At 54.7% G+C, this 26,100-nt stretch carries 25 protein-coding genes; 13 read left to right on the plus strand and 12 right to left on the minus strand.

The genetic code is table 11. From position 1 onward, the window contains the following. Window positions 1-74 precede the first annotated feature (74 nt). From atpC to HED22_RS13520, 7 genes are all read right to left on the minus strand, one after another. On the minus strand, window positions 75-479 hold the full coding sequence (atpC, locus tag HED22_RS13490) for an ATP synthase F1 subunit epsilon (RefSeq protein ID WP_167723039.1): 405 nt from the start codon (window positions 477-479) through the stop codon (window positions 75-77). 41 nt (window positions 480-520) lie between these two features. Further along, the gene (gene atpD, locus HED22_RS13495; RefSeq protein ID WP_167723041.1) at window positions 521-1,939 is read right to left on the minus strand and encodes a F0F1 ATP synthase subunit beta; all 1,419 of its coding nucleotides are present in this window, start codon (window positions 1,937-1,939) and stop codon (window positions 521-523) included. Window positions 1,940-1,991: 52 nt separating this feature from the next. Beyond that, window positions 1,992-2,882, minus strand: a complete 891-nt coding sequence (locus tag HED22_RS13500) for a F0F1 ATP synthase subunit gamma (protein ID WP_167723043.1) — start codon at window positions 2,880-2,882, stop codon at window positions 1,992-1,994. Window positions 2,883-2,912: 30 nt separating this feature from the next. Next, a complete protein-coding gene (atpA, locus tag HED22_RS13505; RefSeq protein ID WP_167723045.1) occupies window positions 2,913-4,445 on the minus strand; it encodes a F0F1 ATP synthase subunit alpha in 1,533 nt (510 codons plus the stop codon). Beyond that, a complete protein-coding gene (locus tag HED22_RS13510; RefSeq protein WP_167723047.1) occupies window positions 4,445-5,002 on the minus strand; it encodes a F0F1 ATP synthase subunit delta in 558 nt (185 codons plus the stop codon). Before HED22_RS13510 ends, atpA begins: the two co-directional genes overlap by 1 nt. Window positions 5,003-5,363: 361 nt before the next feature. After that, window positions 5,364-6,002 (minus strand): glutathione S-transferase family protein, encoded by a 639-nt coding sequence (locus HED22_RS13515; protein ID WP_167723049.1) that lies wholly within the window; start codon window positions 6,000-6,002, stop codon window positions 5,364-5,366. Window positions 6,003-6,072: 70 nt separating this feature from the next. Then, window positions 6,073-7,386: an MFS transporter gene (locus tag HED22_RS13520; RefSeq protein ID WP_217701891.1), complete on the minus strand. Its 1,314-nt coding sequence runs from the start codon at window positions 7,384-7,386 to the stop codon at window positions 6,073-6,075. A gap of 273 nt (window positions 7,387-7,659) precedes the next feature. Here HED22_RS13520 and HED22_RS13525 point away from each other — a divergent pair, with 273 nt between their 5' ends. Next, window positions 7,660-8,406, plus strand: a complete 747-nt coding sequence (locus HED22_RS13525; RefSeq protein WP_254870040.1) for an ABC transporter substrate-binding protein — start codon at window positions 7,660-7,662, stop codon at window positions 8,404-8,406. Between the two features lie 20 nt (window positions 8,407-8,426). Here the strand turns inward: HED22_RS13525 and HED22_RS13530 are convergent, their stop codons facing one another. Continuing rightward, window positions 8,427-10,658: a primosomal protein N' gene (locus tag HED22_RS13530; protein ID WP_167723053.1), complete on the minus strand. Its 2,232-nt coding sequence runs from the start codon at window positions 10,656-10,658 to the stop codon at window positions 8,427-8,429. Between the two features lie 171 nt (window positions 10,659-10,829). On the opposite strand from HED22_RS13530, the gene fsa reads away from it, so the two are divergent. From fsa to HED22_RS13545, 3 genes are all read left to right on the plus strand, one after another. After that, a complete protein-coding gene (fsa, locus tag HED22_RS13535) occupies window positions 10,830-11,486 on the plus strand; it encodes a fructose-6-phosphate aldolase (RefSeq protein ID WP_044827251.1) in 657 nt (218 codons plus the stop codon). Window positions 11,487-11,614: 128 nt separating this feature from the next. After that, entirely contained in the window at window positions 11,615-12,304 is a 690-nt protein-coding gene (locus tag HED22_RS13540) for a DUF484 family protein (RefSeq protein WP_167723055.1), read from the plus strand. Continuing rightward, entirely contained in the window at window positions 12,283-13,245 is a 963-nt protein-coding gene (locus tag HED22_RS13545) for a tyrosine recombinase XerC (RefSeq protein ID WP_167723057.1), read from the plus strand. The genes HED22_RS13540 and HED22_RS13545 overlap by 22 nt, the downstream gene beginning before the upstream one ends. A gap of 26 nt (window positions 13,246-13,271) precedes the next feature. Here HED22_RS13545 and HED22_RS13550 read toward each other — a convergent pair whose 3' ends face one another. Then, window positions 13,272-14,018 (minus strand): methyltransferase domain-containing protein, encoded by a 747-nt coding sequence (locus HED22_RS13550; protein WP_167723059.1) that lies wholly within the window; start codon window positions 14,016-14,018, stop codon window positions 13,272-13,274. Window positions 14,019-14,449: 431 nt separating this feature from the next. On the opposite strand from HED22_RS13550, the gene HED22_RS13555 reads away from it, so the two are divergent. The 4 genes from HED22_RS13555 to HED22_RS13570 all read left to right on the plus strand — a co-directional run bounded on the left by HED22_RS13555 (window position 14,450) and on the right by HED22_RS13570 (window position 17,500). Beyond that, on the plus strand, window positions 14,450-14,755 hold the full coding sequence (locus tag HED22_RS13555; protein WP_167723061.1) for a YrhK family protein: 306 nt from the start codon (window positions 14,450-14,452) through the stop codon (window positions 14,753-14,755). Between the two features lie 87 nt (window positions 14,756-14,842). Continuing rightward, on the plus strand, window positions 14,843-15,448 hold the full coding sequence (locus tag HED22_RS13560) for a glutathione S-transferase N-terminal domain-containing protein (RefSeq protein WP_175581238.1): 606 nt from the start codon (window positions 14,843-14,845) through the stop codon (window positions 15,446-15,448). 95 nt (window positions 15,449-15,543) lie between these two features. Then, a complete protein-coding gene (locus tag HED22_RS13565) occupies window positions 15,544-16,035 on the plus strand; it encodes a class I SAM-dependent methyltransferase (protein WP_167723063.1) in 492 nt (163 codons plus the stop codon). Between the two features lie 76 nt (window positions 16,036-16,111). Continuing rightward, window positions 16,112-17,500, plus strand: a complete 1,389-nt coding sequence (locus tag HED22_RS13570) for a glutamine synthetase family protein (RefSeq protein WP_167723065.1) — start codon at window positions 16,112-16,114, stop codon at window positions 17,498-17,500. A gap of 31 nt (window positions 17,501-17,531) precedes the next feature. Here HED22_RS13570 and HED22_RS13575 read toward each other — a convergent pair whose 3' ends face one another. Together HED22_RS13575 and HED22_RS13580 are read right to left on the minus strand one after the other, a co-directional pair. After that, window positions 17,532-17,756, minus strand: coding sequence for a hypothetical protein (locus HED22_RS13575; protein WP_167723066.1), 225 nt, complete (start codon window positions 17,754-17,756; stop codon window positions 17,532-17,534). Window positions 17,757-17,956: 200 nt separating this feature from the next. Next, complete coding sequence (locus tag HED22_RS13580; RefSeq protein WP_167723068.1) at window positions 17,957-18,283, minus strand: hypothetical protein; 327 nt, start codon at window positions 18,281-18,283, stop codon at window positions 17,957-17,959. A 474-nt stretch (window positions 18,284-18,757) separates the two neighbouring features. Between HED22_RS13580 and nadA the strand changes: the two genes are divergently transcribed. The 4 genes from nadA (at window position 18,758) to HED22_RS13600 (ending at window position 22,082) form a co-directional block, all read left to right on the plus strand. Beyond that, window positions 18,758-19,780 (plus strand): quinolinate synthase NadA, encoded by a 1,023-nt coding sequence (gene nadA, locus HED22_RS13585; protein WP_167723070.1) that lies wholly within the window; start codon window positions 18,758-18,760, stop codon window positions 19,778-19,780. Between the two features lie 82 nt (window positions 19,781-19,862). Next, window positions 19,863-20,702: a carboxylating nicotinate-nucleotide diphosphorylase gene (gene nadC, locus HED22_RS13590; RefSeq protein WP_167723072.1), complete on the plus strand. Its 840-nt coding sequence runs from the start codon at window positions 19,863-19,865 to the stop codon at window positions 20,700-20,702. Window positions 20,703-20,708: 6 nt separating this feature from the next. Next, window positions 20,709-21,134, plus strand: a complete 426-nt coding sequence (locus HED22_RS13595) for an NUDIX domain-containing protein (RefSeq protein WP_167723073.1) — start codon at window positions 20,709-20,711, stop codon at window positions 21,132-21,134. Window positions 21,135-21,266: 132 nt separating this feature from the next. Then, on the plus strand, window positions 21,267-22,082 hold the full coding sequence (locus tag HED22_RS13600; RefSeq protein ID WP_167723076.1) for an isocitrate lyase/phosphoenolpyruvate mutase family protein: 816 nt from the start codon (window positions 21,267-21,269) through the stop codon (window positions 22,080-22,082). 101 nt (window positions 22,083-22,183) lie between these two features. Here HED22_RS13600 and HED22_RS13605 read toward each other — a convergent pair whose 3' ends face one another. Continuing rightward, entirely contained in the window at window positions 22,184-24,802 is a 2,619-nt protein-coding gene (locus tag HED22_RS13605; RefSeq protein ID WP_167723078.1) for a DUF3772 domain-containing protein, read from the minus strand. Between the two features lie 219 nt (window positions 24,803-25,021). On the opposite strand from HED22_RS13605, the gene HED22_RS13610 reads away from it, so the two are divergent. Beyond that, window positions 25,022-26,011, plus strand: a complete 990-nt coding sequence (locus tag HED22_RS13610) for a CorA family divalent cation transporter (RefSeq protein ID WP_167723080.1) — start codon at window positions 25,022-25,024, stop codon at window positions 26,009-26,011. The last annotated feature ends 89 nt before the right edge of the window (window positions 26,012-26,100 follow it).

Below are 26,100 nucleotides of genomic sequence, written 5' to 3' on the forward strand. Positions count from 1 at the left end.
AATTGGGATGCAAACAACAAAAAAGGCCGTCCCATCAGGACGGCCTTTTTTAAATGATATTCTGAAACCGACGATTAGTTGGTCAGGGCCTGGATCTGTGCACGGGCAACATCGAGCGCACGCTCGGCGTTGGCTTTATCGTGTGCAGTCTCGGCAGACTTGAGATCGGCTTCTGCCGCTTCAAGACGGGCCTGCGCCTCGTCAGCTTTCAAATCGGAAACCGGAACAGCTTCTTCTGCCAGAATGGTGCAACGCTCGGGATTAACCTCTGCAACACCACCGGCAACGAAGATACGTTCGGAAACCTTACCACCTGCATAGATGTCGATGACACCCGGACGAATGGTCGAGATCATCGGCGAATGCTTGGGCAGTACACCAAAATTCCCGTCCGTGCCCGGAACAACGACCATCTCGACCGGCTCGGATTTGAGCAGGGCAGACGGTGAAACAAGTTCCAGTACAGTCGTATCAGTCATGACAATCCTCGCTCCTTAGCCGGAGGGGGACCAAAGCTGCCTTAGGCAGCTTCGGCCATCTTCTTGGCTTTTTCGATGGCTTCTTCGATAGTGCCGACCATGTAGAATGCCTGTTCCGGCATGTGGTCATATTCACCAGCGCAGATCGCCTTGAACGCCTTGATGGTGTCTTCGAGCTGAACGAACACGCCCGGAGTACCGGTGAAGACCTCTGCAACGTGGAACGGCTGCGAAAGGAAACGCTGGATCTTACGGGCACGTGCCACGACCAGTTTGTCTTCTTCCGAAAGCTCGTCCATGCCGAGGATGGCGATGATGTCCTGCAGACCTTTGTAGGTCTGAAGAACACGCTGAACTTCACGTGCGGTCTCGTAGTGTTCCTGGCCGATAACGCCCGGATCCAGAGCACGCGAGGTGGAGTCGAGCGGGTCAACTGCCGGGTAGATGCCGAGCTCGGCAATCTGACGGTTCAGCGTGGTCGTTGCATCAAGGTGAGCAAACGAGGTTGCCGGTGCCGGGTCAGTCAAGTCATCGGCCGGGACGTAAATTGCCTGGACCGAGGTAATGGAACCTTTTTTGGTCGAGGTAATACGTTCCTGCAGTGCACCCATGTCGGTTGCCAGCGTCGGCTGATAACCCACAGCAGACGGGATACGACCGAGAAGCGCCGACACTTCCGAACCAGCCTGGGTAAAGCGGAAGATGTTATCGACGAAGAACAGAACGTCCTGGCCTTCTTCATCACGGAAGTATTCCGCAAGGGTCAGACCGGTCAGAGCAACACGTGCACGTGCTCCCGGGGGTTCGTTCATCTGGCCATAGACCAGTGCCGCTTTGGATTCGCCTTCCGGATTGATAACGCCCGATTCCATCATCTCGTGATAGAGGTCGTTACCTTCACGGGTACGTTCACCAACACCGGCGAAGACCGAGTAACCACCGTGGCCTTTTGCCACGTTGTTGATCAGTTCCATGATAAGGACGGTTTTACCAACGCCCGCACCGCCGAACAGACCAATTTTACCACCTTTGGTGTACGGCGCGATAAGGTCGATAACCTTAATGCCGGTCACCAGAATTTCGGTGTCGGTCGACTGGTCGATGAAGTCAGGTGCTTCACGGTGGATCGGAGAAGTTTTCTTCGAGTTCACCGGACCACGTTCGTCAACCGGCTCACCGATCACGTTCAGAATACGACCAAGTGTTTCCGGACCAACCGGAACCGAGATCGCGTCACCGGTGTCGGTGACTTCCTGACCGCGACGCAGACCTTCGGTGGTGTCCATTGCGATCGTACGGACCGCACTTTCACCAAGGTGCTGTGCAACTTCAAGAACCAGACGCTGACCGTTGTTGTCAACATGCAGCGCATTCAGAATGGGAGGCAGTTCGCCGTCGAATTTAACGTCGACGACGGCGCCCATTACCTGGGAAATTTTCCCCGCCTTCTTGTTCGCCATAGGTATTGTCTCCTGCTCGGACAAAGCTATCCGTTAACTTCCTGCGACCCGCTTACAAAGCCTCGGCGCCGGAAATGATTTCAATCAGTTCGTTGGTGATCTGAGCCTGACGTGAGCGGTTGTATTGGATGCTCAGTCGGTCGATCATGTCGCCGGCATTGCGGGTTGCGTTATCCATCGCGGACATACGCGCGCCGTGTTCAGATGCACTGCTTTCAAGCATTGCACCGAAAATCTGGACGCCAACATTACGCGGCAGCAAATCAGCCAGAATGGCTTCTTCGGACGGTTCGTATTCGTAAACCGCAGAAGAACCGGCTGCTTCTTCCTGCTCGTCAACTTCTTCACCCGCGAACGGGATCAGCTGCTGAGCGGTTGGTACCTGCGAAATCGCGGACACGAACTTGTTGTAGAAGATCGTGCAGACGTCGAATTCGCCTTCGTCATATAGCGCCAGAACCTTGTCTGCCACCTCGGTCGCAGAGGAGAAATCAATCCCCTTCTTGCCCTCGATGCCAGTATACCGGGCGACAATATTGTCACCAAATTCACGCTTGAGCGCATCTGAGCCCTTGCGGCCAACGCAGATGATCTTAACGGTTTTGCCTTCGCCCTTGAGAGCAAGAGCCTTGAGACGAGCCGCTTTCACGATCGATGCGTTAAAACCACCGCAAAGGCCACGGTCTGCGGTGAAGACGACGAGCAGATGCACATCGTCCTTACCGGTACCGGCCAGAAGCTTCGGCGCCCCTTCATTGCTGCCGACGGCAGTTGCAAGACGGCCCAGCATCGTTCCCATGCGTTCTGCATAGGGACGGGCTGCTTCCGCTGCATCCTGTGCACGACGGAGCTTGGAGGCTGCCACCATCTTCATCGCCGAGGTAATCTTCCTCGTCGATTTGACGCTGGCAATGCGCGAGCGCAGATCCTTCAAACTAGCCATTGCGTTTCCTCCTTCGCCTAAGTTTCAGTCTTACGCGAAGGTTTTCGCGAACTTGTCGAGGAACGCTTTAAGCTTGGCTTCGCTGTCATCAGACAGAACCTTCTCGGTGCGGATCGCATCGAGGATATCAGCGCCAGCCGAACGAATTTCGGACAGGTACTGTTCTTCGAAGGCGCGAACCTTGTTCACCGGAATGTTGTCGAGATAGCCCTTAACACCAGCGTAGATCACAACAACCTGCTCTTCGACCTTGAGCGGCGAGTACTGCGGCTGCTTGAGCAGCTCGGTCAGACGTGCGCCACGGGCCAGAAGTTTTTGGGTTGCCGGATCAAGATCCGATGCGAACTGTGCGAATGCTTCCATCTCACGATACTGAGCGAGTTCCAGCTTGATCGAGCCAGCAACCTGCTTCATCGCTTTGATCTGTGCGGACGAACCAACACGCGAAACCGACAGACCAACGTTCACAGCCGGGCGTACGCCTTTGTAGAACAGGTCGGTTTCAAGGAAGATCTGACCGTCGGTGATCGAGATCACGTTGGTCGGAATAAACGCCGAAACGTCGTTACCCTGGGTTTCAATAACCGGAAGTGCGGTCAGCGAACCAGCGCCGTTTTCGTCATTCATCTTCGCAGCACGTTCCAGCAGACGGGAGTGCAGATAGAAGACGTCACCCGGGAATGCTTCACGTCCCGGCGGGCGGCGAAGCAGCAGCGACATCTGACGATAAGCAACAGCCTGCTTGGACAGATCATCATAGAAGATGGTTGCGTGCATACCGTTGTCACGGAAGTACTCACCCATTGCGCAAGCAACGAACGGTGCGATGAACTGCATCGGCGCCGGGTCGGATGCGGTCGCGGCAACAATGATGGTGTTTTCCATCGCGCCGCGCTCTTCGAGGACCTTCACAACCTGTGCAACGGTCGAACGTTTCTGACCAACCGCAACATAGATGGAGAACATCTTGTCGCTGTCGGATTTCGCTGCATCGTTCACCGGCTTCTGGTTCAGAATGGTGTCAACGATGATCGCGGTTTTACCGGTCTGACGGTCACCAATGATCAGCTCACGCTGGCCACGGCCAATCGGGATCAGGGAGTCAATCGACTTGATACCGGTCTGGACCGGCTCGTGAACCGATTTACGCGGGATAATGCCCGGTGCCTTGACGTCAGCAAGGCGACGTTCTTTTGCACCCAGATCACCTTTGCCGTCGATCGGGTTACCCAGACCGTCAACAACGCGACCAAGAAGTTCCTTACCAACCGGAACGTCAACGATGGCGCCAGTACGTTTAACCTGGTCACCTTCCTTGATCGAACGGTCAGAACCGAAGATCACGACACCGACGTTGTCTTCTTCGAGGTTAAGGGCCATGCCCTTAATACCACCCGGGAAGTCAACAAGTTCACCAGCCTGAACATTGTCCAGACCGTAAACACGGGCAATACCGTCACCGACAGACAGAACCTGACCGACTTCGGCAACTTCGGCTTCAGAACCAAAATTGGCAATCTGATCCTTGAGAATAGCGGAGATTTCCGCGGCGCGGATTTCCATCACGCAACCCCTTTCATAGCGAGCTCGAGCTTCTGCAGTTTAGTACGAAGCGAGGCATCAAAAACCCGGGAACCGACCTTGACGACAAGACCGCCAAGAACAGCCGGATCAACTTTAAGGTCCACTTTGACAGTGGCGCCGACAACTTCTTTGAGAGCGCCGGTAACAGCTTCGATTTGCTCTTTTTTCAGCTCGGAAGCCGAAGTTACGTGTGCAGTAACCTCGCCCTTGTGAGCCGAGAGCATGGAAAGGTAGGAATCGATAACAGCCGGCAGGGCAAACAGACGACGCTTCTGAGACAGAAGCCCAACGGTCTTCTTGGTCAACTCGGAAACACCGAGTTTATCCAGAAGAGCCGCCATCGCCTTGGCCTGCACGTCCCGGGAAATCACGGGACTGCGGAGTACATTCCGGAGGTCATCGCTGGTTGCGATGGCCTGGTCGAGCAATTCAAGATCGCTTTTGACAACATCAAGCTGGTTGGCCGAATTGGCCAAGTCAAACAGTGCTGTGGCGTAGCGCCCTTGGAGCCCGGTCGCGGCAGTATTTTGGGACACCGGTGAAAGCCCTCAATTCTGGTTATGAGAACGACTCGGATACGTATAAAAAAATGATCCCCCGAAAGGGTTTCCTTCCGGGAAGCGAGCGTTTGGTATCACATGTCCTTGGCATGGGCAACCCCCGCGCAAGCGCATTTGCGCGCTCTTTTCCATTCTTTGGCAAAGATGGGCCAAAACACCCCGAAATCGCCCAATTTTAAGGCAGGCTTACAACTATTTTATAAGACGGCCTTCACGACCAAACGCGGCGTCAAAGTTATCGAAACCTGATTTGACCGACGAATCCCCTGAAACGCGTGGGCTTGAGCGCCCATTCGCGAAAAAAGAGATCAAAACGCCACAAAAAATGTGATCAAGTTCACGTAGGCCAGCCCGAAAGCCCTTCACGATCACACAGATCGATATAGGACGGGCGACGGGTCACCTGCGTGGCATATTGATGCAAGGTTGGCCGGTCGATCGCGGAACAGGGCATTTTGCGCGACCAGCGCATCAGCATAACGGCCAGCATGTCGACCATCCCGAAACGCTCGCCCAGTAAATGGTCACCCTTTGCCTCAAGACGGGTCTCGAAATTGTCCCATACGGAACTGATCCGTCGTTCCGCCAGGGCCTTCACTGCGTCGGCCCCCGCAGGGTCCCCGTCCTTGGCAGCGTAAAGCCAATCACGCATCGCCGGCATCAAGGTATTGGCAATATATATTGTAAGCTGCAACCATTCCGCACGGTCGGGACTATTCGTATCGGGCATTAGCCCCGCTGCAGCGTGACGTTCTGCCAGCAACATCATCAGCGCAACAGTTTCCCCGTAAGGCACATCATCGACGATGAGAGTCGGCACGCGCCCCGACGGATTAAGCCGCAGATATTCCGGATCGCGTTGTTGGCCCTGACTGATATCGACCGGGATCGCCTCAAACGGCACCGCGAGTTCAATCAGCATCCAGTGGACGGCCATACTGGCTGTACCCGGCGCGTAAAAAAGTTTGTAGTTCATGAACCGTAATTCCAAAGCAATCTGGTGGGAGACAGGGGCGATCAGACATGACGTCCCTGATCAAAGGCGTTTAGCGCAATGGGACACGACTTCGATCCGGGCAGCGAGACAGCGCAACCACCGCAAACAGGGCCGCAACACTCATATAGACAGAGGCGGCTGTCGATTGTCCTGTTGCTGCGATCAGGCTGGTTGCGATCATTGGTGTCAGACCGCCAAAAATGCCCATCCCGATATTAAAGGCGATCGAGTATCCCGAGAGGCGGTCGCGTTCGGGGAACATTTCGGCAAACAGCGCCGGACCAGATCCCAAGGGCACCGCAAGCAGCAAAAAGCAAATTGCATGTGTGACCACGACCGAGATGATCGAACCGCCCGAACTCAGCATCCACCAATGTAGCGGCAACGAAAACAGGCCCAGCAACAGAATCGCGAGCGCAATAAGCGTTTTGCGCGGTATCAGCCGATCCCCGATCATCGCCGTCAATGGCATGGCCGGGATAACCAGCACCATCATGGCCGTATTGATGGTCAATGCCACGTGGCGATCCATCAACCCCTGCCCGGCAAGCCATTCCGGCAAATAGACGAATGCAATATAATAACAAATGCCATAGCAGGCCGCGAAGACAAGCGCGATGAAGGTTTCCCTGCGATCAACTGTAAAGGCCTCCAACAAAGGTGATGTTTCGTCCCTTGCATCATCATGGGCGGCAAACCGTTCTGACATATGCAGATTACGGCGCATCAGGATCGCCGTTCCGCCCAGCACCGCACCAGCAAGGAATGGCAACCGCCAGGCCCAGTCGCCCAGTTGCTCCGCATTAAAGACATTCGTCACCAGTGCCGCGGCGGCGACACCCAGCAAAGACCCCGTCATGGAACCGATATTGGCCCAGCTTCCGATCAGGCCACGTTTGCCCGTCGGGGCTGTTTCAACCAGATATGTCGCTGACGAGGAAAACTCCCCGCCGACCGAAAGGCCCTGAAGAATCCGCACCAACACAAGAAGGGCCGGGGCCAGAATACCGACCGACGCATAAGTCGGCAGAACCCCCAGAAGCAGTGTCGGCAATGCCATCATCGCAACCGAGATCTGCATGGTGCGAGCCCGGCCATAACGATCACCGAACCAGCCAAACGCAGCTGCCCCCATAGGGCGCATCAGAAAGCCGGCAGCAAAAATGCCATAGGTCGCGATCAGCCCGGCGGTCGGATCATTAGCTGGGAAAAATACCGGGGCGATGATGCCTGCAAGATAACCGTAAAGCGCGAAATCATACCATTCGACAACATTACCGATAAATCCGGCCATGACCCGATGGCGCAACTCCGGCGCTTCGATCATATCCTTATCATCAGCTGCAACCTGCGTTTCGGGCATTTACAAACAGTGTCCTGTGTCCACAACGATGATCATGCGTTCGACCAACCTAGTCTGCCCAAGGCAACACCTGCATTGTGCCAGAACAGGATCGATATTGGCGCCGTAACAAAATATCATTGAAATTATTCGGTTCTCGCAACGAGATAGCGTATCATTTGGTGCCGACCAATCAAGTGAAGACGGATGAGACACATCATACATCCACGCGTTGAGATCAGGCCTGCCCGATCTTTGATCGGCCTTGTCGCCACACTGATGCTGTTCTTTGTCATGAGCACGCATGGAGCCGCGCGCACCCTTGTGATCGAGGGGCTTGAAGAAGAACCGCTTAAATGGATGGGGCACGAAGAACCCAAAGGCATCGATATCGACATCATGACCGAAGTCCTCAACACCATGGGGATTACCGACTATGTGTTTCGGTTTGTCGATACCGGCAGCCGTTTGCTGCACAATGCGCGCAATGGAACATCAGATATCGTGCTGACGCTGTCGATGAACAACAAGCGCGCCAAATACATGATGTATCCGGAAGAAGCCCACCTGTTGCTTGACTGGCGTTTTGCCGTACGGGCCGGGGACGAAGACAAAATCCGGTTTGAGGAATTCGCGGACCTGTCACGTTTACGGATCGGCGCGGCAGCGGACTATTCCTATACCAGCGCCTTCTGGAATTCCGGGCTGGATATTCAGACTGTTGCGCGCAGTGACCTTCTGGTTCCCATGCTTCTGCAAAACCGATTTGATGCGGTGCCGGTCAATTACCTCAACACCATTTACGACAGCCTGCAGAATCGCTACCGCGACAAGATTGCCTTTCTCTATCCGCCGCTACGCCGGGCCCCCTATTATAATGTGTTCTCGCGGGCGTCTGATTATCCGGACAAGGAACGGTTTCTGGCCGAATATGACAAGATCATTCACGACATGCGCGAAGATGGCCGGTTACTGAGCATTTTTGAACGCTACCTTGGTGCAGATGGCTATGACTGGTGGCAGTCGCAATATTCCCAGTAAGCCAGCCCGGAAATCCACAATTACATAAAGCTGTAAGGATCGATATCGATCTGCACGCGGACACTGCCGGGTGTCTTGACCTTTGACAGCCAGTCGTGGATCAGGGCCTGCATCTTGACCGACTTGTCCGCCCGAATCATGAAACGCCGGCGATAACGGCCACGCAGCAAAGACAAAGGCGCCGGTGCCGGACCAAGGACCATCAGGCCGTCTCCACGCGGCGCAACACGGCCAATGCGCCAGGCGGCCTCATCAACCTCGTTTTCCTTTTTGCCACTTATGATAAGGGCAGCCAGTCGCCCATGCGGCGGCATGCCATGGGTCATGCGTTGCGAGAGTTCCACCTCGTTAAAGGCATCGCGATCGCCAGCGGCAATTGCCTTGATCACGCGGTTTGCCGGATCGGCGGTTTGCAAGATCACCGTACCCGGTCGATCCCCGCGGCCCGCACGCCCGGCAACCTGGGTCAGCAATTGATAGCTGCGCTCGGCTGCGCGCAAGTCACCGCCGGCCAACCCCAGATCAGCATCAACCACACCCACCAAAGTCAGCATCGGGAAGTGATAGCCCTTGGCAAGAATCTGCGTGCCAATCAGAAGATCGACTTCGTGATTATGCACGCGCTCGATCAGCTGTGCTGCGGCCTTGGGCCCCATGATGTTATCGGATGTCGCGACCTCGACCCGGATATCGGGGAAGGTTTCGACCGCCTCCTCGTAAAGGCGCTCCACCCCCGGGCCACACGGGGCCAGCTTGCCCTCGGCACCGCAGGACGGGCAGGCATCGGGGGCCTTGGCCTGATAGCCGCAATGATGGCATTGCAATTTGCCCCATGCCCGATGTTCGACCAGCCAAGCCGTGCAGTTCGGGCATTGGAACCGATGACCGCAGGCCCGGCATAGCGTAAGCGGCGCATACCCCCGCCGGTTCAGAAACAGCATCGCCTGTTCGCCGTTGGCGAAGGTTTCTGCCAGACGTTTTTTCAGCGTCGGTGTGATCCAGCGATTGCGTTCGGGTTTGTCCTGTCGGATGTCGATGATTTCGACACTGGGCAATACGGCCACCCCGTGACGGCTGCCAAGCTGAACATGCTGATAACGCCCGGCTTCAACATTGGCCAGTGTTTCAAGCGACGGGGTGGCAGACGCCAAAACGATGGGAATATTGCCAAGATGGGCGCGCGTTACCGCCATGTCACGGGCATGATACATCACCCCGTCTTCCTGCTTGAAGGCGTGTTCGTGTTCCTCGTCGACCACGATTAGGCCAAGATCATGATATGGCAGGAAAAGCGCCGACCTGGCCCCGACAACAAGCTTGGCCGATCCATCGGCCACCGCCCGCCAGGTATCGCGTCGCCTTGCCTGGCCGACTTCGGAATGCCACAGGGCCGGCTCAACACCAAACCGGTCTCGGAAACGCTGCAACCACTGGGCGGACAGGGCGATTTCCGGCAATAGAACAACCACCTGCCTGCCCTGTGCGAGGGCAGCACGCACAGGTTCAAAATAAACCTCTGTCTTGCCGGACCCTGTCACACCATCAAGCAATGTGCAGGAAAACCCGCCCTGATCGACCCGCGCACAAAGGGCGTCGGCAGCTTCGATCTGCTCAATCGACAGGTCCGGGCGTGCAATATCAAGATCAGGTGCATCAAACGGCGATGGCGGGGTCACCATCAAGCGCTGCACAGCCCCCGCTTCGACAAGCCCCTTGACGACACTGGCCCCGGCCCCGGTTTCCCGCAGGATATCGCCCTGCTCCATAGGCGGATGATCCCCCAGAAACGCCAGAACCCGTTTGCGCGGCGGCGTCATGCGCAAGCCTGCGGGATCGAATTCCGGGTTAAGGGTAAATCGAAAGATCGGTTTGGGGGCCTCAAGCGCGTCGGGCACGCTCATGGCCATGCGCAAGACCGCCCCTTGCGGCGACATTGTATAGGCAGACACCCAGTCAATGAATTTGCGGGTCACATCCGCCATCGGGGGTGTTGGCAGGACACCGTGAATTTCACGAAGCTTGGCAGGGTCGACATCGCCCTTGGCATCGCCCCAGACAACACCACGCTGAGTCTGCCGACCCAATGGAATTTCAACGAAATCACCGGGTTCGACGGATACGCCTTCGGGCACCAGATAATCATATGGCCCGGCCAACGGCAGCGGCGGCAGGACGCTTACGGTCTGGGCGGTTACCTCAAAGGCCGGATCGTTCGCAAACAAATTTCCAGAGGTGGCCTTTGCGGCACTCATATATTATAAACCCCGTGAGGTTGCCCACCAGACCGGTGACGTTTCAGGGTCGCCAGACATTGGGCACAGAAACAAACGGTCCCACAGCAAGGGTCTGGTTCCGTCATCAGATGATCCAGAACCTAGCAGCTAACCGCATCATTGAACAACAGGTCCTAAACAGGAATTCCAATGAAGTTTTTCATCGATACCGCTGACATCGACGCAATCCGCGAACTGGCCATGTCCGGCCTCGTGGACGGTGTCACCACCAACCCCTCGCTGGTAGCAAAAACAGGCCGACCGTTTCTCGAACTGATCAAGGAAATTTGTGACGTTGTCGACGGACCGGTCAGCGCAGAAGTTGCTGCGACCGATTACGAAACCATGGTTGCCGAAGGCCGCAAGCTTGCCAAGATCGCCGACAATGTCGTCGTCAAGCTGCCGCTGACCGCTGATGGCCTGAAAGCCTGCCGCACCTTCACCGACGAAGGCATTCAGACCAACGTCACCCTTTGCTTCTCGGTTGGTCAGGCCATTCTGGCTGCCAAGGCCGGCGCGACCTATGTTTCGCCGTTCGTTGGCCGTCTGGATGACATTTCCTCTGACGGCATGCAGCTGATTGCCGACATCGTTGATGTTTATGGCAACTACCCGAACTGGACCACCGAGGTTCTCGTGGCATCGGCACGTGGCCCGCAGCATGTTGTCGACTCGGCCCGTCTGGGTGCTGACGTTGTCACCATCCCGCCGCAGGTTCTGGGTCAGCTGACCAAGCACCCGCTGACCGACAAAGGCCTTGAAGCCTTCCTCGCCGATTGGGAAAAAACCGGCCAGTCGATCCTCTGATTTCGGGTCACTGATCGCAACAGATATATAAAAACCGGCATCGCGCTTGGTTTTTAACATGCATTTAACCCGGCAGCCCGCATTGTGGCAGCCGGGTTTTTTGTTTCTCACTTTTCAAGCCGGAACCGATGGAAAAGACAGCTTTGCGCGCCGATGATGTCGCGGACTACCTTGCCGAACATCCCGAATTCTTCACTACGCGCCCGGACTTGCTTGAAAGTCTTGATTTGCCGATACGTGAACTGGGCAATGGCGTTGCCGACATGCAGCAATATGTCGTGGCCCGCCTGCGCGATGAACGTGAAAAGCTGCGCGGTGCCACCAGCGAGCTGATCAATATTTCCAAATCCAACCTCGAAACCCAAAGCCGCATTCACCGTGCGGTTCTGGCTCTTCTGAATGCGCGCGGATTTGAAACCTTTGTCGAAGCGCTTCAGGACCTTGTTCCCGAACTGCTTGATCTTGATGCCATCGCGCTGTGCTTTGAAGAATGCAGTGAGGCCCCGGTGCCAAGCTGTGATGGTCGTGTGCGCCGCCTTGTTGCCGGCGCGGTTGATCAGGTCCTTGGTGATGAACAAGATGTCTGGTTGTTGCCTGATGACGCCGGGGATGAAGCCATCTTTGGCCCAAAGGCCGCTGATATCCGATCTGCCGCGATTGTGCGCCTTGCACCGTTTTATGGCGATCCGGTCGGACTGGTTGCCTTTGGTGTTAAGGAACCGGATTATTTCAGCCCGGCACAGGCCAACGACCTGATCATGTTCCTGGCTTCTGTTATCGAGTTTGGTGTGCGCCGATGGCTGACCCAAACGGTCTGACCGCCATCACCCTGCCCCAAGATGTGCGCGACGCCATCGCCGACTGGCGTGGCTGGCTTGCCGATGAGCGCCGCGCATCCAACCACACCACTGAAAACTATCTCGCCGATCTTTATGCCTTTTTGGGCTTCGTCAAAGATCATCTTGGCGACACCCCGTCTCTTCGCGATCTGCTGCGCCTGAACCCGCGCGATTTTCGAAGCTGGCTGGCCCGGCGCAGCATGGATGGCATGGCCAAGACATCCACCGCGCGCGCCTTGTCATCCCTTCGAAATTTCTACCGGTTTCTTGAACGATCCGGGCGCGGTCAGAATGCCGCTGTGCAGTCGATCCGCAATCCCCGGCTGCCGCAATCAACGCCCAAGCCACTGGCACCCGATGACGTCATGGCAGTACTTGAAAATGCTGATGCCTGGCAGGACGAACCGTGGCTTGGCAAACGCAATCTGGCTCTTTTCACCCTCCTTTATGGGTGCGGCTTGCGTATTTCCGAGGCACTTGATCTGAATGCCAATCAACGCCCGACCGGGGATTCGATGGTCATAACCGGTAAAGGCAACAAGCAACGCCTTGTCCCGGTTTTGCCGATCGTGCGTGACGCAATCGAGGATTATGTCCGCACTTGCCCTTTTGCACCCGATGGGGATGATCCACTGTTTCTTGGCGCACGCGGTAAACGGCTTGTGGCCCAGGTAGCCCAGCGCGAAATGCGCAAGGTTCGCGAACTTTTAAACCTGCCGGATACTGCCACGCCGCACGCACTGCGCCATTCCTTTGCCACCCACCTTCTGGCCGGTGGGGGTGATTTGCGCACCATTCAGGATTTGCTGGGCCACGCATCGCTTTCGACGACCCAGCGTTACACCGCGGTTGATACCGAACAGTTGATGGCAGTCTATAACGGCACCCATCCGCGTGCACGCCTTACCAACAAATCTTAGCTAGCTTTAAATACTCCTGCGAAGACTTAGTCCCTCTGTGCGACGACTACTTGGAAGTAAACTTCTTCTCTCTTCCTGTGCTTCTCATACTTGAAAAGAAATCTTCTTGAATTCCAGGAGATTTTATCGAAGTAGTAATTGTAGTCATGCCCCCACATACCATGCGCCATGTGCAGAGAAGTATTTGGATATTTCTCCGGGGAGTACTTTCTTGTAATCGGATCAACTAATATTACTTTCGACACCCCAATATCCTTGATAACACTCAAGTAAGCTTCAAGTTCTTTAGGAGTAAACACAACAAATGTTGAACTTGCAAAGATAATATCGTATTGATCCTTATAAGATGAAGAAAGAGTATCCAGAGCATACCCTGATTGGAAGGTACAATTCTCTGCTGAGAAATTTTCCTTTGCGTAATCGGAATTTAGATCTACTCCAACAAACTTCTTTGAAGGATGCTTAACTGCCAACTCGTGCAGCAGCTGCCCGTCACCAGAGCCTATCTCAAGGATGCTTTTAACATTTTCCGCACGCATTTCCTTCTCAAGATACGGAACAACAATTCCACGCATTTGATCAAACACCGAAAGATGCCTATCACCTCTTTTCACCGTCTCTTCTGTAATCTCTCCCCATCCCCCCAGAGATTTTCCAGAATACAGCTTTAGCGCATAATCTGATATTCTATCTCGATCCTTTCCCTCCAAGTATTCTTTGTGCCAGTTGACCAGATTCACAAGCCACTGATTCTCACAAAAATCCTTAGCCACTTTAGACGCAATCCCACTCCTTTGCGCCAAGTAATGGAACCGATTTGGACCAACCAGCATAAGAATCAAAAAACCAAGAAATAACTGTATTCTTTCCAACATTTACTCTACCCATCTCCATCTTGAAATCTTCCACAAGGACTTATATAAATTCTTCTGCTAACTCACATCTGTTTTTAAGATATAACGCCCAAACCAATCAAGTAATGATTCCAATACACAATATACTACGACATTAATGTTGAAAACTTCACATTTAAGGCAACCTCTCGCCTCAAATAATACGATAACACACAACTAACAACGAAAAATCGATGGCAGTCTATAATGGCACCCATCCGCGCGCGCGACGCTGACACAATCCAGAGGAAACGTTTCGCGTTGCCAAGCGTTGACCACATAGACACAGCGCGACAAGAAGAGATCACATAATGAAGCTATTTCGTTCCCGCCGATTTGACGCCAGCCCGCGCCATCGCCAGATTTACAGTGCCTATGAAATCGCCTATTCGGCCATCGACCTTTTGGCGGCAGTCCTGTTTATCGTCGGCAGTGTTCTGTTTCTTGATGACGCGACCGTCAAGGCGGGAACGTGGCTGTTTATCATCGGATCGGTGTTCTTTGCCGGGCGCCCTGCCGTGCGCCTCGCACGTGAACTGCATCTCGCCGGATTGGGCGATGGAAAGCACAAAGACACCACAGAAACATCGGCTGCTGCCAAGAGCTCAGGTTCGTGATCATCATTTCGCAAAATTTAGGTTCCTTGGGATCACTGTTCGCCCTTAGACTGCGGGCAACTCATTGCCCCTAGGAGGAGAATACTGATGATTCTGCGTTCCAGTGATCCGTCACCATTTGGCCGGAAAGTCAAAATCGTTGCCAAGATGCTTGGTATTTATGACCAGTTGACGGTGGAATTGTCGAACACCAACGATCCGGCTGATAGCCTGCGCCAGCAAAACCCGCTGGGGAAGATTCCGATCCTGATCCTTGATGATGGTCGCAAGATCTTCGATAGCCGCGTGATCTGTGAATATCTGGATGCGCAAGTTGATGGCTCGACCCTGCATCCGACCGAAAGCGATGCACGCTGGGAGGCCCTTACCCTTCAGGCGCTCGGTGATGGCATCATCGACGCATCAATCCTGCAGGTCTATGAAACCCGGATGCGCCCGGATGACAAACGTCATGGCGACTGGCTGTCCTATCAGGCCGACAAGGTCAAACGATCCCTTGATCATCTGAGTGCCAATGCACCGTCGCTTGAGGGTGAGCTGACGATTGGCCATGTCGCGATTGCCTGTGCGCTGGGTTATCTTGATCTGCGCTTTGAGGGAAAATGGCGCGAAAGCTATCCCGGCCTTGTGAGCTGGCTTGATGCGTTCCGCGCACGCGTCCCGGCATTTGATGCCACCAAATTTGAAGGCTAAGCCATCCTCGCCCCGCGCATTGACCCTTGCGAGGGGCGAAATTTTATTTAATTCATATATTTATGCATTTTCGATAACCCGGAGCTTCAACCGATATGTCACGTCTCAATAGCGTTATCCGCCGCCTGCAAGCCCAACGCGATTGCCTGAATGCGGCCGCAGACATGATCAAGGATCAGGACGGCATCGTGCTTGAAGTGGGTCTTGGCAATGGGCGCACATTCGATCACCTGCGTGAAATCATGCCAGACCGCGAGATTTTCGTTTTTGACCGACAAATCGCCGCACACCCCAAATGCATCCCCGATGATGATCATTTGTTCCTTGGCGATATCTTTGAAACCCTGCCCAAGGCGGTTGCGCGATTCAAAGGCAAAGTCGCATTGGTGCATTCCGACGTCGGCACCGGGGATGAGGCCCTTAATGCCAAGATCGCATCCTTTATCGGATCAACGCTGCCGCCCGCATTGATGAAGGGCGCAATTGTCGCATCGGATCAGAAAATTGATGTGCCGGGCACAATTGCCGAACCGCTTCCTGAAGGCGTTCCAAAAGATCGCTATTTCTTCCGTCGTTATCAGGGCTAATATCTAGCGCTGATATCGTACTCTGTGTCGTTTTCCAATCGACACAACCTGTTCCCGCATCTCAGGAAATCGTGCCGTGGCCATCGCAAACGCCCCCTCGCCCAGTGGAAGTCAGCTGTCCGAAGCTCAGGACTTTCTGGTCAAATATCCTGATGTCGAGGCAATCGACATTATCCTGACCGATTTTCACGGGATTGGCCGGGGCAAGACAATCCGCCGCCACGAACTTGAAGGCATTTATAAATCCGGTCGCGGCCTGCCGAGCTCGCTGTTCGGGCAGGATGTCAGCGGTGAGGATGTCGATAATTGCGGCCTTGTGCAAACGGGGGGTGGTGGTGATTGCCGCTGCTGGCCAGTGCCGGGCACGCTTGGCTATCTGCCCCATACCGGACGCGGGCAGCTTTTGATTTCGATGTATGAAGAAGACGGCGCACCGCACGATGTTGATCCGCGCAACGTGTTTGGTGCCCAGGTCAAACGTGCAGAAAAACTCGGTTTCTATCCGATGGGCGCGTTCGAGCTTGAATTTTATCTGGTCGATCAGGCCCCTGATGCGGCCGGGCTTTATCATCCGGCATCCTATGCCATCACCAAACGGCGCAGCACCCTTCGCAACACCATGTCCGTCGATGAAATTGACGAGATGTCACCGCTTTTTGATGCGGTGTATGAAGGTGCCAAGCATCTTGACCTGACGCTGGAAACCCTGATTTCGGAATATGGTCCGGGCCAGTATGAAATGACCATCCGCTATCGCGATCTGATGCGCGCGGCCGATGACGTGATTATCGCCAAACGCCTGATCCGCACCGTGGCGCGCCGTTTTGGCAAGGAAGCCGTGTTTATGCCCAAGCCGTTCGGCGATGAAGCCGGATCGGGCATGCATTTGCACCTGTCGCTTGCGGGTAAGGATGGCAACAACCTGTTTGCCGATGAGCCGGATGGATCGCTCAGCCCCTTGATGCTGCATGCAATCGGTGGCATTCGCGGCACGATTGGTGAAACCATGTTGCTGCTGGCCCCGTTCATGAATTCCTGGCGCCGCTTTGCATCGGCGATGTATTCACCGGCCTCGGACGACTGGGGTGTAGAAAACCGCACCGTCGCCTTGCGGGTACCCGGTACACCGGGCAAGACGCGCCACTTCGAACATCGTATTGCCGGGGTTGATGCCAACCCGTATCTGGTCGCGGCCGTGACCCTTGGGGCCGCACTTGACGGGATTGAAGGCAAGATTGATCCGGGCAAACCCTGCGAAGATGAAATCGGTCAGGCAAAGGCACCAAATGACCTGCCGCGTCATTGGCTTGATGCGATTGATCAGTTCGGCGCGTCCGAGTTCAACAAACGCACGCTTGGCGAACGCTTCCACACCGCATTCACCAAAATCAAACAGGCCGAATACGAACAGATGGCGCTGAAGGTTTCGGCGGCAGAGTGGGAATATTACGGGTTTTCTGTCTAATCCGCTATCTGCGGGGGTGGTGCCACAGCGATCAGTAACTTAGGTCCAAACCAAGGAAGTTACTGAGTGCGAGGGTGATTCCCCCCACAGCCAGAAGGGCTAGCACGAAGGCGCCGGTTACCTTGGCGCTGGCGCGCAGCACCGCTTGCCTTCCGTACTTTTGACCTTGGTCATAATGCCACTTGATGGCGAAGAACATCGCGGTCAGCAGTGCGACGACCTTAAATGTACCAAAGGCGATTGGGACCCAATCCATATTCAAGACTCTCATTTGTATCCGTTACGAAAGTTATGAATGGAACTTGGGCAAAGGCAAACTTCCCATTCTGCAACCCTGACATGAAGCCGCAGATAGCGCTGAGAATATCGGCAACTGAATGGGAATATTGAGGATTTTCTGTTCAGGGTGCCGCCTGGTCAGATTTCTCTGACCATGGGCACTGATAATATGAGACGTCAGGAAGCGCGCTTTGCTCGGCTGTTTGATTTGTTTGCCGAGAATGCGACTTGCGGGCGGGCATCCATCGTTTTCAGGTCCCGCAGATAGGCGACTTCAAGGTCACGCGGCTCAACACTCAGAACGCGTGAAGCATCCGGGCGCTCCGAATTCGTATTGAGATGAATCTGCGTCGAAACCCACTGCCAGGTCGGGTATGTCAGTTTTTCATCCTGGGTTTCCTCGGTAATCACCTTATAGGATCCGGCCGGAAGAACTTCTGCAAGGCCGCGCATGCTGAACGGGCGCGTGAAATTCAGGATTTTTGAAGTGGTACGATTGGTCAAAAAAGGCTCCTTGCGCGGACACGCATATTGGTCAGGTCAGACCATCGGGAATATTCCCGCCGTCAGACACTGACTCGGATTACAGACACATCAAAGTTTTCGGATTAACAACGGACAACCATGCCCAAGCCAATAAAATATTGGGAATTTGAAAATCGAAAAATATTTGCAGCATCAACTATATGAATACTTTTGATTAATTTGCAACGTTATTATTTTTTATTTAAGAAATTAAATGAAAATACGATTTTTAATTCCGTCACCAAATACGTGCCGTTTATTTATTAATTCAAATAATTATGATCCATTTTTTGATCAACAGCTGTCTCGTTCAATCAATATCGGGTGCCTTTCCCCCTATTCCTTGCCATCCCCGGCCAATGGCGATATTCAGGTTTCAAACTGTCATTAACTTGCAATGCCGGGCCCCGCGACTTATCTCCGGCTTGCAACCAGGCGAGATGAGACAACGCCATGAATGAAATGATCACCATTGCCGAGGCCTCTGCCGACGCAATGTCGGAAATGCAGATTGATCCCACCCTTGACCTTGAAGCGGAAATTGCCCGCCTCAAGAAGGAAAAGAATGCGATCATTCTGGCCCATTACTATCAGGATGGGGAAATTCAGGACCTTGCCGACTTTGTTGGCGATAGTCTGGACCTGTCACGCAAGGCAGCTGCAACCGATGCCGATGTCATCGTGTTCTGCGGTGTGCGCTTCATGGCCGAGGTCGCCAAAATCCTTAGCCCGAACAAAACCGTTCTGCTGCCGGACTCCAAAGCGGGCTGCTCGCTCGAAGATTCGTGTCAGCCAGAACCGTTCCGCAAGTTCCGCGAACAGCATCCTGATCACGTATCGATCACCTATATCAACTGCTCGGCCGAGGTGAAGGCCGCGTCTGATATTATCGTGACCTCGTCCAATGCAGCCGAGATCATTGATCAGATCCCGGCAGATCAGCCGATCCTGTGGGCGCCTGACCGTCACCTTGGTTCCTACCTTGCCAAGAAAACCGGTCGTGACATGACGCTGTGGAACGGGTCGTGCATCGTCCATGAGCAGTTCTCCGAGCGAGAGCTGATCCGGCTTAAAACCCAGAACCCGGATGCAAAGATCGCAGCCCATCCGGAATGCCATGACGGTATTTTGAAACATGCCGATCATATCGGGTCGACCCGCGCCATTCTGGAATATGTGATCAACGGCCCGGATCAGAAATATCTGATCGCGACAGAGCCCCACATCATCCACCAGATGGAAAAGGCCGCCCCGCACAAGGAATTCATTCCGGTGCCCGGTGCGGACGGATCATGCGCGTGCAACAACTGCCCGTTCATGGAGCTCAATACGCTCGAGAAGCTCTATCTGTGTCTGGTCAATAACGGCCCGCAGATCGTCATGCCCGAAGACTTGCGCGTCAATGCGGTCAAGCCGCTTGAACGCATGCTGGAAATGTCAAAGAACATTCCGGTCAAAAAAGACGACGCGGCATAAACCCAATCATCTCACAGCCCCGCAAATCTTGCGGGGCTGTTTGCAATTCCCCTCCCTTCAGAATTCAAAGCAGCCCGCCATCATGACCGTCCTGACCCAAGCCGAAATCGCGGAATTCATTGATCGTTCCTTTGCCGAGGATATTGGCCCGGGCGACATCACATCGGACAATGTCATCCCCGCCGATGCGCGGCTGCGCGTTGCGCTTGAAACCCGCGAGGATATCGTGGTGGCCGGCCTTGATATTGCGCTTGAATGCTTCCGCAAGCTGGTGCCCGATGCCAAGATCGAAAAGCATTGCGAGGATGGCGATGCGATTTCAGCCAAGGACGTGATGGCCGTGGTCGAAGGCAATGCACGCGGTATCCTGACAGCCGAACGCACCGCCCTTAATACGCTTCAGCATCTTTCGGGTATTGCCACCACAACACGCACCTATGTCGCGGCGATGGGCGATACGACTGCCAAGCTGCTTGATACCCGCAAAACCTTGCCGGGCTGGCGCAAGCTTGAAAAATACGCCACCCGCATGGGTGGTGCTCAAAACCACCGCATGGGGCTTTATGACGGGGTGATGATCAAGGACAACCATATCGGTGTTGTCGGATCGATCACCAAATGCGTCGAAGCCGCGCGCGCGGCAAACCTGCCCAAAATCGAAGTCGAATGCGACACGCTTGATCAGGTCAAAGAAGCCACAGAAGCCGGGGCAGATATCATCCTGCTTGATAACATGGGGCCCGATATGTTGCGCGCAGCAGTTGCAATTGTCGCTGGTCGCTGCAAGACTGAGGCATCCGGGGGTGTAAACCTTCAGACCATCGGTGCAATCGCCGCAACCGGTGTCGATTATGTTTCCGTCGGGCGGATTACCCAATCCGCACCCGCCGTTGATATCGGACTTGATGTCGCAATTCTGTGAGGTCACATGCTTGAAAGCAGTCACAGCACCACAGACCCTGCCCTTATCAAGGTGATTGAAACCGCCAACTGGATCTTGCGCGACGGTGAAAACATCCTGTCGGTCAGAAGCCATGGTCGCGATCGGTTCTATTTACCCGGCGGTAAAATTGAGCCCGGCGAAACCGCCCGCGAAGCCATCAAACGGGAAATCAATGAAGAACTCGGTGTCGAACTGATCCCTGGCACATTGCGCCAACTGGGAACATTTGCCGGACAGGGCCATAACCTGCCCGAAGGATCGGTCGTCCGCATGACCTGTTTTACCGGGTACTATTGCGGCACCCTTTCCCCGGCACGCGAGATTGCCGAACTTAGATGGCTATCCCCGCGTGAACGCCACCTGATGGCCCCGATGGGTCAAAAGATCACCGCCGCCCTGTTTGATATTTAATCCCGGTTCAACGCGGTCCGGCCGGCGGGCAACGTATTACTGCGATGATATCCGCCTCTCTGTTTGTTCTCTTTATGTTCTAATTTCTTTATGGTAAAAATGCTGTGCAACTCGGCATAAAGGGATCCGAACATGACGCAGGACAAAGGGGCATTGCTTCGCGCGCTTCACGAAGAGCCCGGTGCATTCATCATTCCCAATCCATGGGATATCGGAACAGCCAGAATTCTTGCCGCACTGGGCTTTCGCGCCTTGGCAACGACCAGTGCTGGCATGGCATTTTCCCTAGGCGTTGCCGAGGGAAAAACATCACCTGAAAATACGTTCAGGCACTGCGAGGCACTGGTATCTGCCACACCACTTCCCATAACTGCCGATCTTGAAAAAGGAATGGGCGATAGTCCGGAAAGCGCGGCGAAAACGATTTCGGTCGCGGCGTCAATCGGCCTGGCTGGCTGTTCGCTTGAAGATCACACAGGGGACCGCGAAAACCCGATCTATGATTTCTCGCTTGCCGTTGAACGCATCCAGGCTGCCGCCGAAGCACAATCAGCCCTGCCCCATGATTTTGTCCTTACCGCACGATGTGAGAACTTTTTGTGGGGACGCCCTGATCTTGATGACACGATCAAGCGCCTTCAGGCGTTTGAAGAGGCAGGTGCTGATGTTCTCTATGCGCCGGGCCTGCACGATCTTGATACAATCCGTACTGTTTGCGCGTCGCTGAGCAAACCGGTGAATGTTGTTATGGGAATGCCTGGAAAAACGTTCAGTCTGGCCGAGTTGGCCGAGGCGGGCGCAAAAAGGATCAGCGTCGGATCCGCACTGGCCCGTCTTGCCTACGGCGCCTTTGTCAATGCATCGCGTGAAATGATCGACACCGGAACATTCGGGTTTTCCGATCAGGCCATGGGTTTTGCCGAGCTTGAAGAATTTTTCACCGCATAAAAAACGCAACGCCCGGTCACGAAGGCGCAACACGTTAATCCTGTGAGCAGGCCCAAGCAGGCTTCCCGGCACAAGCATGGCCAACGAGACGAAAACATTTCCTAGCGCGGTGCATCCCCGTCCGGACTGCCGCCCGCATCGGGAATTTCACGGCCCGACGCATCACGATCACGCGAAACATCCTTGGCCGCAGACGGCGGGGCCGCCTTTTGATCCGCGCCGCTGTCATCTGAGTCAGAGGACATTTCGTCGGTTTTATCCTCCGAGGTGTTGTCTGACTTCGGTTCGGTTTCAGTGATCTTTTGCGGTGCGCCCTTTCCGGCATCACGGATGGCATCGGTTAGCTTGTCGATATCACGCAGGTTAAGGTCACGCTGCGGGAACGGAATTTCGATACCTTCATCGCGGAAGCGCTGAACAAGCTCAAAGCGGATCGAGCTTGCCACGGCAATCACGTCACCAATATCGCGCAAGAAGTAACGCAATTCGAAATCAAGCGAACTGGCTCCGAAATCCATGAACACCACCTGCGGTGCCGGGTAAGTCAGAATTTCGCGGCGCTTGTCGGCCATTTCAAACAGGATCTCACGAACCTTTTCGACATCCGCACCATAGGACACCCCGATCTTGATGATGCCACGCCCCGAACGTTCCTTAAGCGTCCAGTTCAGAACCCGGTTGGAAATCAGTTCAGAGTTCGGAATGACGACCGAGGACCGATCAAAGGTTTCGATCTCTGTCGCACGCACCCGGATGTCTTTGACAAAGCCCTGATCAGCGCCAACCACGATCCAGTCCCCAACCTTGATCGGCCGTTCGACCAGCAGGATCAGGCCGGACACAAAGTTGTTCACGATACTTTGCATGCCAAAACCGATACCGACCGAGATGGCACCGGCGATGATGGCAAGGTTCGAAAGATCAAGCCCGGCAGCAGAAACCGCCAGCAAAATGGCAAGACAGATGCCAGCATACCCAAAAATGGCCGAGACTGAGTGTTGCAGACCCTGATCAAGTTTGGTGTTGGGCAGAACGCGCGTGCTCAGCATCCGCTGGAAGAATCGCATCACGGCCAGCACGATGACAAACATCAAGGCCGCCAAAAGGATGGAGCGCAGCGAGAAATGAATGCCCCCAACCTGGATGCCGATAAATGCCTGCTGAACAGCCAGAATCAGATCGGTCCACGCAATGTCGGTAAAGATCATGACCGCGACCGGCACGGCGACGCTGAACATCACCACATCGATCAGCACACGCAGCCAGAAATACAGCGTGCCATGCACCGCATCGCTAACATTGCTGTCCTCGCTGCTCTCGGGACGCACCAGATAGGTGTGCATCAAGGCCCGGCTGTAGGCACGCAGCAGCCAGTAGCAAGTCACGAAAGCCAGCGCCATCATCAGGTTTTCAAGGATGAACCGCGCAAGCGCGACATAGCCGACAGCCATCAGGACCGGCATCAGGATTGCGATGATTTTCAGGCCACGGCGCGACCGGCGCTCGATCTTTGACCAGATTTCGTGACGGTCACGTTCGTCATGCTGCCAGAACATCCCCAGCGAGGAAACAAACAGCAGAACCGAGATCACCAGAACGTTCGAGATGCTTTGCACAAGCGCAACATCAAGCGACGTACCAAGCGTCGTCGCCCCCTGCAGCAACACCATATCGCAGGCAAAAATCACCGCGACAGCCAGTGAACAGAACCCGACAACCCGCGCCCCTTTCACGGTTGTGCCCGAACGGCGCAATTTCGGCGCAAAGGGCGAGTGCACACTGCGCACAGCAGCCCCGACAAACAACAGGAACAATGCAGCGGCAAAGCATTGATAAACAAAGTCACCCATCGCGCCACTCAGAAGGGCATCACGCGATTCAAGGATGCCATAGGCAATCAAAAGCGCGATACCCGGCACCATCGCGGTAAACAGGAACCGCGTCCCGGATATCAGCGATACCCGATCTTCATCAGGCACACTGTTCCAGCGCGCGGGTATATAGCGCAGGACAATGACTTCACCGCCAATCAGGGCAGCAATGACAATAAAGGTCAAAAGAACCAGTCCGGGTGCGACCTCGGAAAACTGATCGGCAACCTTGCCTTCAAGTTCAAGATTGGAATAGCGCGCCTGCACCATGCTGGGCAGTTTTACGATTTCACCCCAGGCCTCAAACCAGACGACCGGATCAAGCGGCACATCCACCCGACCAAGAATACGCCGGGTGAAGCGTTCGCGCGCCAGACCTGCCAGTTGATCGGACAGTTCACTGGCCCGGAAACTTACCAATTCCAGCTGCTTGATCACGCCGCTGATGCGCGCGATATCCTGATCAATACGTTCACGTTCGCGCGCGACTTCGGGGACTTCTTCCTCCCCCTCTTCCGGGGCTTTGCCAAGCTTGCCAAGGGCGGCCTCGAAACGCTGCAGACGATCATTGGCCCGACCCCGCAGGTCATTGATGGCAAGCTGCATGGTTTCAATCTGATCACGACCATTGGCGATCACGCGCCCTGTGACATCTTCGCCGGAAATGGAGTCTTCAACGTCATCAAGATTGGCTTCCCAGTCCGAGATGCGGTTCTGGGCATTTTCCAGCTCGATCTTCTGAACGGATTCAGGTCGCTGTTCGCCGGGTTGTGCCGACAAACCGAAAGAAGCCGTCATTGCGAACAGACAGATTGCAAGACCTGCGATGACCTGACGAACTGATGTCATTCCTGATAATCCATTATGATGCCCGAGGTAAAGCCCGGCTTCCGTTTCTTGAGCGTTTTTCGCGTTTTGTAAACAGGTTGGGTTGATACTTGTTCACAGAACCGAACCCTACACTGAGAACCGTAACGAATCATCTAACGTTTCGTTCCCGTGCGATGACACATTGACCATGACCCCGTTCCTGACTTGCGTGCACGCAGTCAGCCAAGGAGCCCCTTAATGAGTAAAACCGCGCTCATCAATGCCTTTGAAATTGCCCCGAACGGCACCGCACAGCCGGTTGAATGGGATGCCCTGCAATCAGGTTTGCCGCCGATTGCCGAGGGAAACTTTCTTTGGGTGCATCTGGACTGGATGGGCGACGGGGTCCGCGACTGGTTGATCAGCGTGGCCGGGATTGATGCCACGATCACAGACACGCTTTCGACGCGCGGGACACGCCCGGCGGTCTTTTTCTATGACCCGGGTTATTCGCTTAATCTGCGTGGGGTAAACCTGAACGCGGAAAATGATCCCGCGGATATGATTTCCGTGCGGTTTTGGGTCACGGCAAATATGGTGATCACGCTGCGCAACCAGCCGCTCAAGGCATTTGATGACATGCGTGCAGCCATTGCCGAGGGCAAAGCCCCCAGCAGCATTGACGACTTTGTCCTGACTGTTGCAGAGCGCCTTGCCTATCGCGTCGAGAATATCGTGCTCGGCATGGAAGAAGATGTCGAGGCGATCGAGGATGAACAGGAAACGGTGGCCGAGGGTAAAACACTTGCCCTTCGCAAACGTGGATCGGACATCCGTCACCGCCTGTCGCGCCTGCGTCGCCATCTGGGACCGCAACGCGATGCGCTGGCACATTATGTCGAACAAAAACCATCCTGGTCGGACAAGCGGTTCAAACGCCGTGCCCGTGCTCTGACCGACAAGACTGTGCGGCTGGTCGAAGAATTTGATTCACTGCGTGAACGCATTCAGATCGTGAATGAAAACCTGATGGCGCTGGAAACCGAACAGATGAACCGCACCATGTATTGGCTGACGGTGATTGCCGGATTGTTCCTGCCAATCAGTTTTGTCACCGGACTTCTGGGCATCAATGTTGGCGGCTTGCCTGCGGCAGACAACCCATACGGCTTCCTTGGCGTATCCATTATTCTGGCTTTGATCACTGCGTTCGAAATCTGGTTGTTCAAGAAAATGCGTCTTATCTGATGGCAGCAATGCAAACCGCCTTGTTGCAATGCGATGCAACTTGGAGCTATGACAATCTCACAGTTATCATTTCTTCCACTGCATCCGAG

Source organism: Thalassospira sp. HF15 (assembly GCF_011806525.1).
Lineage (GTDB): Bacteria > Pseudomonadota > Alphaproteobacteria > Rhodospirillales > Thalassospiraceae > Thalassospira.

Coding starts and splice junctions, on each gene's coding strand:
- atpC (WP_167723039.1), bottom strand. CDS start 479: ATGACTGATACGACTGTACTGGAACTTGTTTCACCGTCTGCCCTGCTC.
- atpD (WP_167723041.1), bottom strand. CDS start 1,939: ATGGCGAACAAGAAGGCGGGGAAAATTTCCCAGGTAATGGGCGCCGTC.
- HED22_RS13500 (WP_167723043.1), bottom strand. CDS start 2,882: ATGGCTAGTTTGAAGGATCTGCGCTCGCGCATTGCCAGCGTCAAATCG.
- atpA (WP_167723045.1), bottom strand. CDS start 4,445: ATGGAAATCCGCGCCGCGGAAATCTCCGCTATTCTCAAGGATCAGATT.
- HED22_RS13515 (WP_167723049.1), bottom strand. CDS start 6,002: ATGAACTACAAACTTTTTTACGCGCCGGGTACAGCCAGTATGGCCGTC.
- HED22_RS13520 (WP_217701891.1), bottom strand. CDS start 7,386: ATGCCCGAAACGCAGGTTGCAGCTGATGATAAGGATATGATCGAAGCG.
- HED22_RS13525 (WP_254870040.1), top strand. CDS start 7,660: ATGAGCACGCATGGAGCCGCGCGCACCCTTGTGATCGAGGGGCTTGAA.
- HED22_RS13530 (WP_167723053.1), bottom strand. CDS start 10,658: ATGAGTGCCGCAAAGGCCACCTCTGGAAATTTGTTTGCGAACGATCCG.
- fsa (WP_044827251.1), top strand. CDS start 10,830: ATGAAGTTTTTCATCGATACCGCTGACATCGACGCAATCCGCGAACTG.
- HED22_RS13540 (WP_167723055.1), top strand. CDS start 11,615: ATGGAAAAGACAGCTTTGCGCGCCGATGATGTCGCGGACTACCTTGCC.
- HED22_RS13545 (WP_167723057.1), top strand. CDS start 12,283: ATGGCTGACCCAAACGGTCTGACCGCCATCACCCTGCCCCAAGATGTG.
- HED22_RS13555 (WP_167723061.1), top strand. CDS start 14,450: ATGAAGCTATTTCGTTCCCGCCGATTTGACGCCAGCCCGCGCCATCGC.
- HED22_RS13560 (WP_175581238.1), top strand. CDS start 14,843: ATGATTCTGCGTTCCAGTGATCCGTCACCATTTGGCCGGAAAGTCAAA.
- HED22_RS13565 (WP_167723063.1), top strand. CDS start 15,544: ATGTCACGTCTCAATAGCGTTATCCGCCGCCTGCAAGCCCAACGCGAT.
- HED22_RS13575 (WP_167723066.1), bottom strand. CDS start 17,756: ATGGATTGGGTCCCAATCGCCTTTGGTACATTTAAGGTCGTCGCACTG.
- nadA (WP_167723070.1), top strand. CDS start 18,758: ATGAATGAAATGATCACCATTGCCGAGGCCTCTGCCGACGCAATGTCG.
- nadC (WP_167723072.1), top strand. CDS start 19,863: ATGACCGTCCTGACCCAAGCCGAAATCGCGGAATTCATTGATCGTTCC.
- HED22_RS13595 (WP_167723073.1), top strand. CDS start 20,709: ATGCTTGAAAGCAGTCACAGCACCACAGACCCTGCCCTTATCAAGGTG.
- HED22_RS13600 (WP_167723076.1), top strand. CDS start 21,267: ATGACGCAGGACAAAGGGGCATTGCTTCGCGCGCTTCACGAAGAGCCC.
- HED22_RS13605 (WP_167723078.1), bottom strand. CDS start 24,802: ATGACATCAGTTCGTCAGGTCATCGCAGGTCTTGCAATCTGTCTGTTC.
- HED22_RS13610 (WP_167723080.1), top strand. CDS start 25,022: ATGAGTAAAACCGCGCTCATCAATGCCTTTGAAATTGCCCCGAACGGC.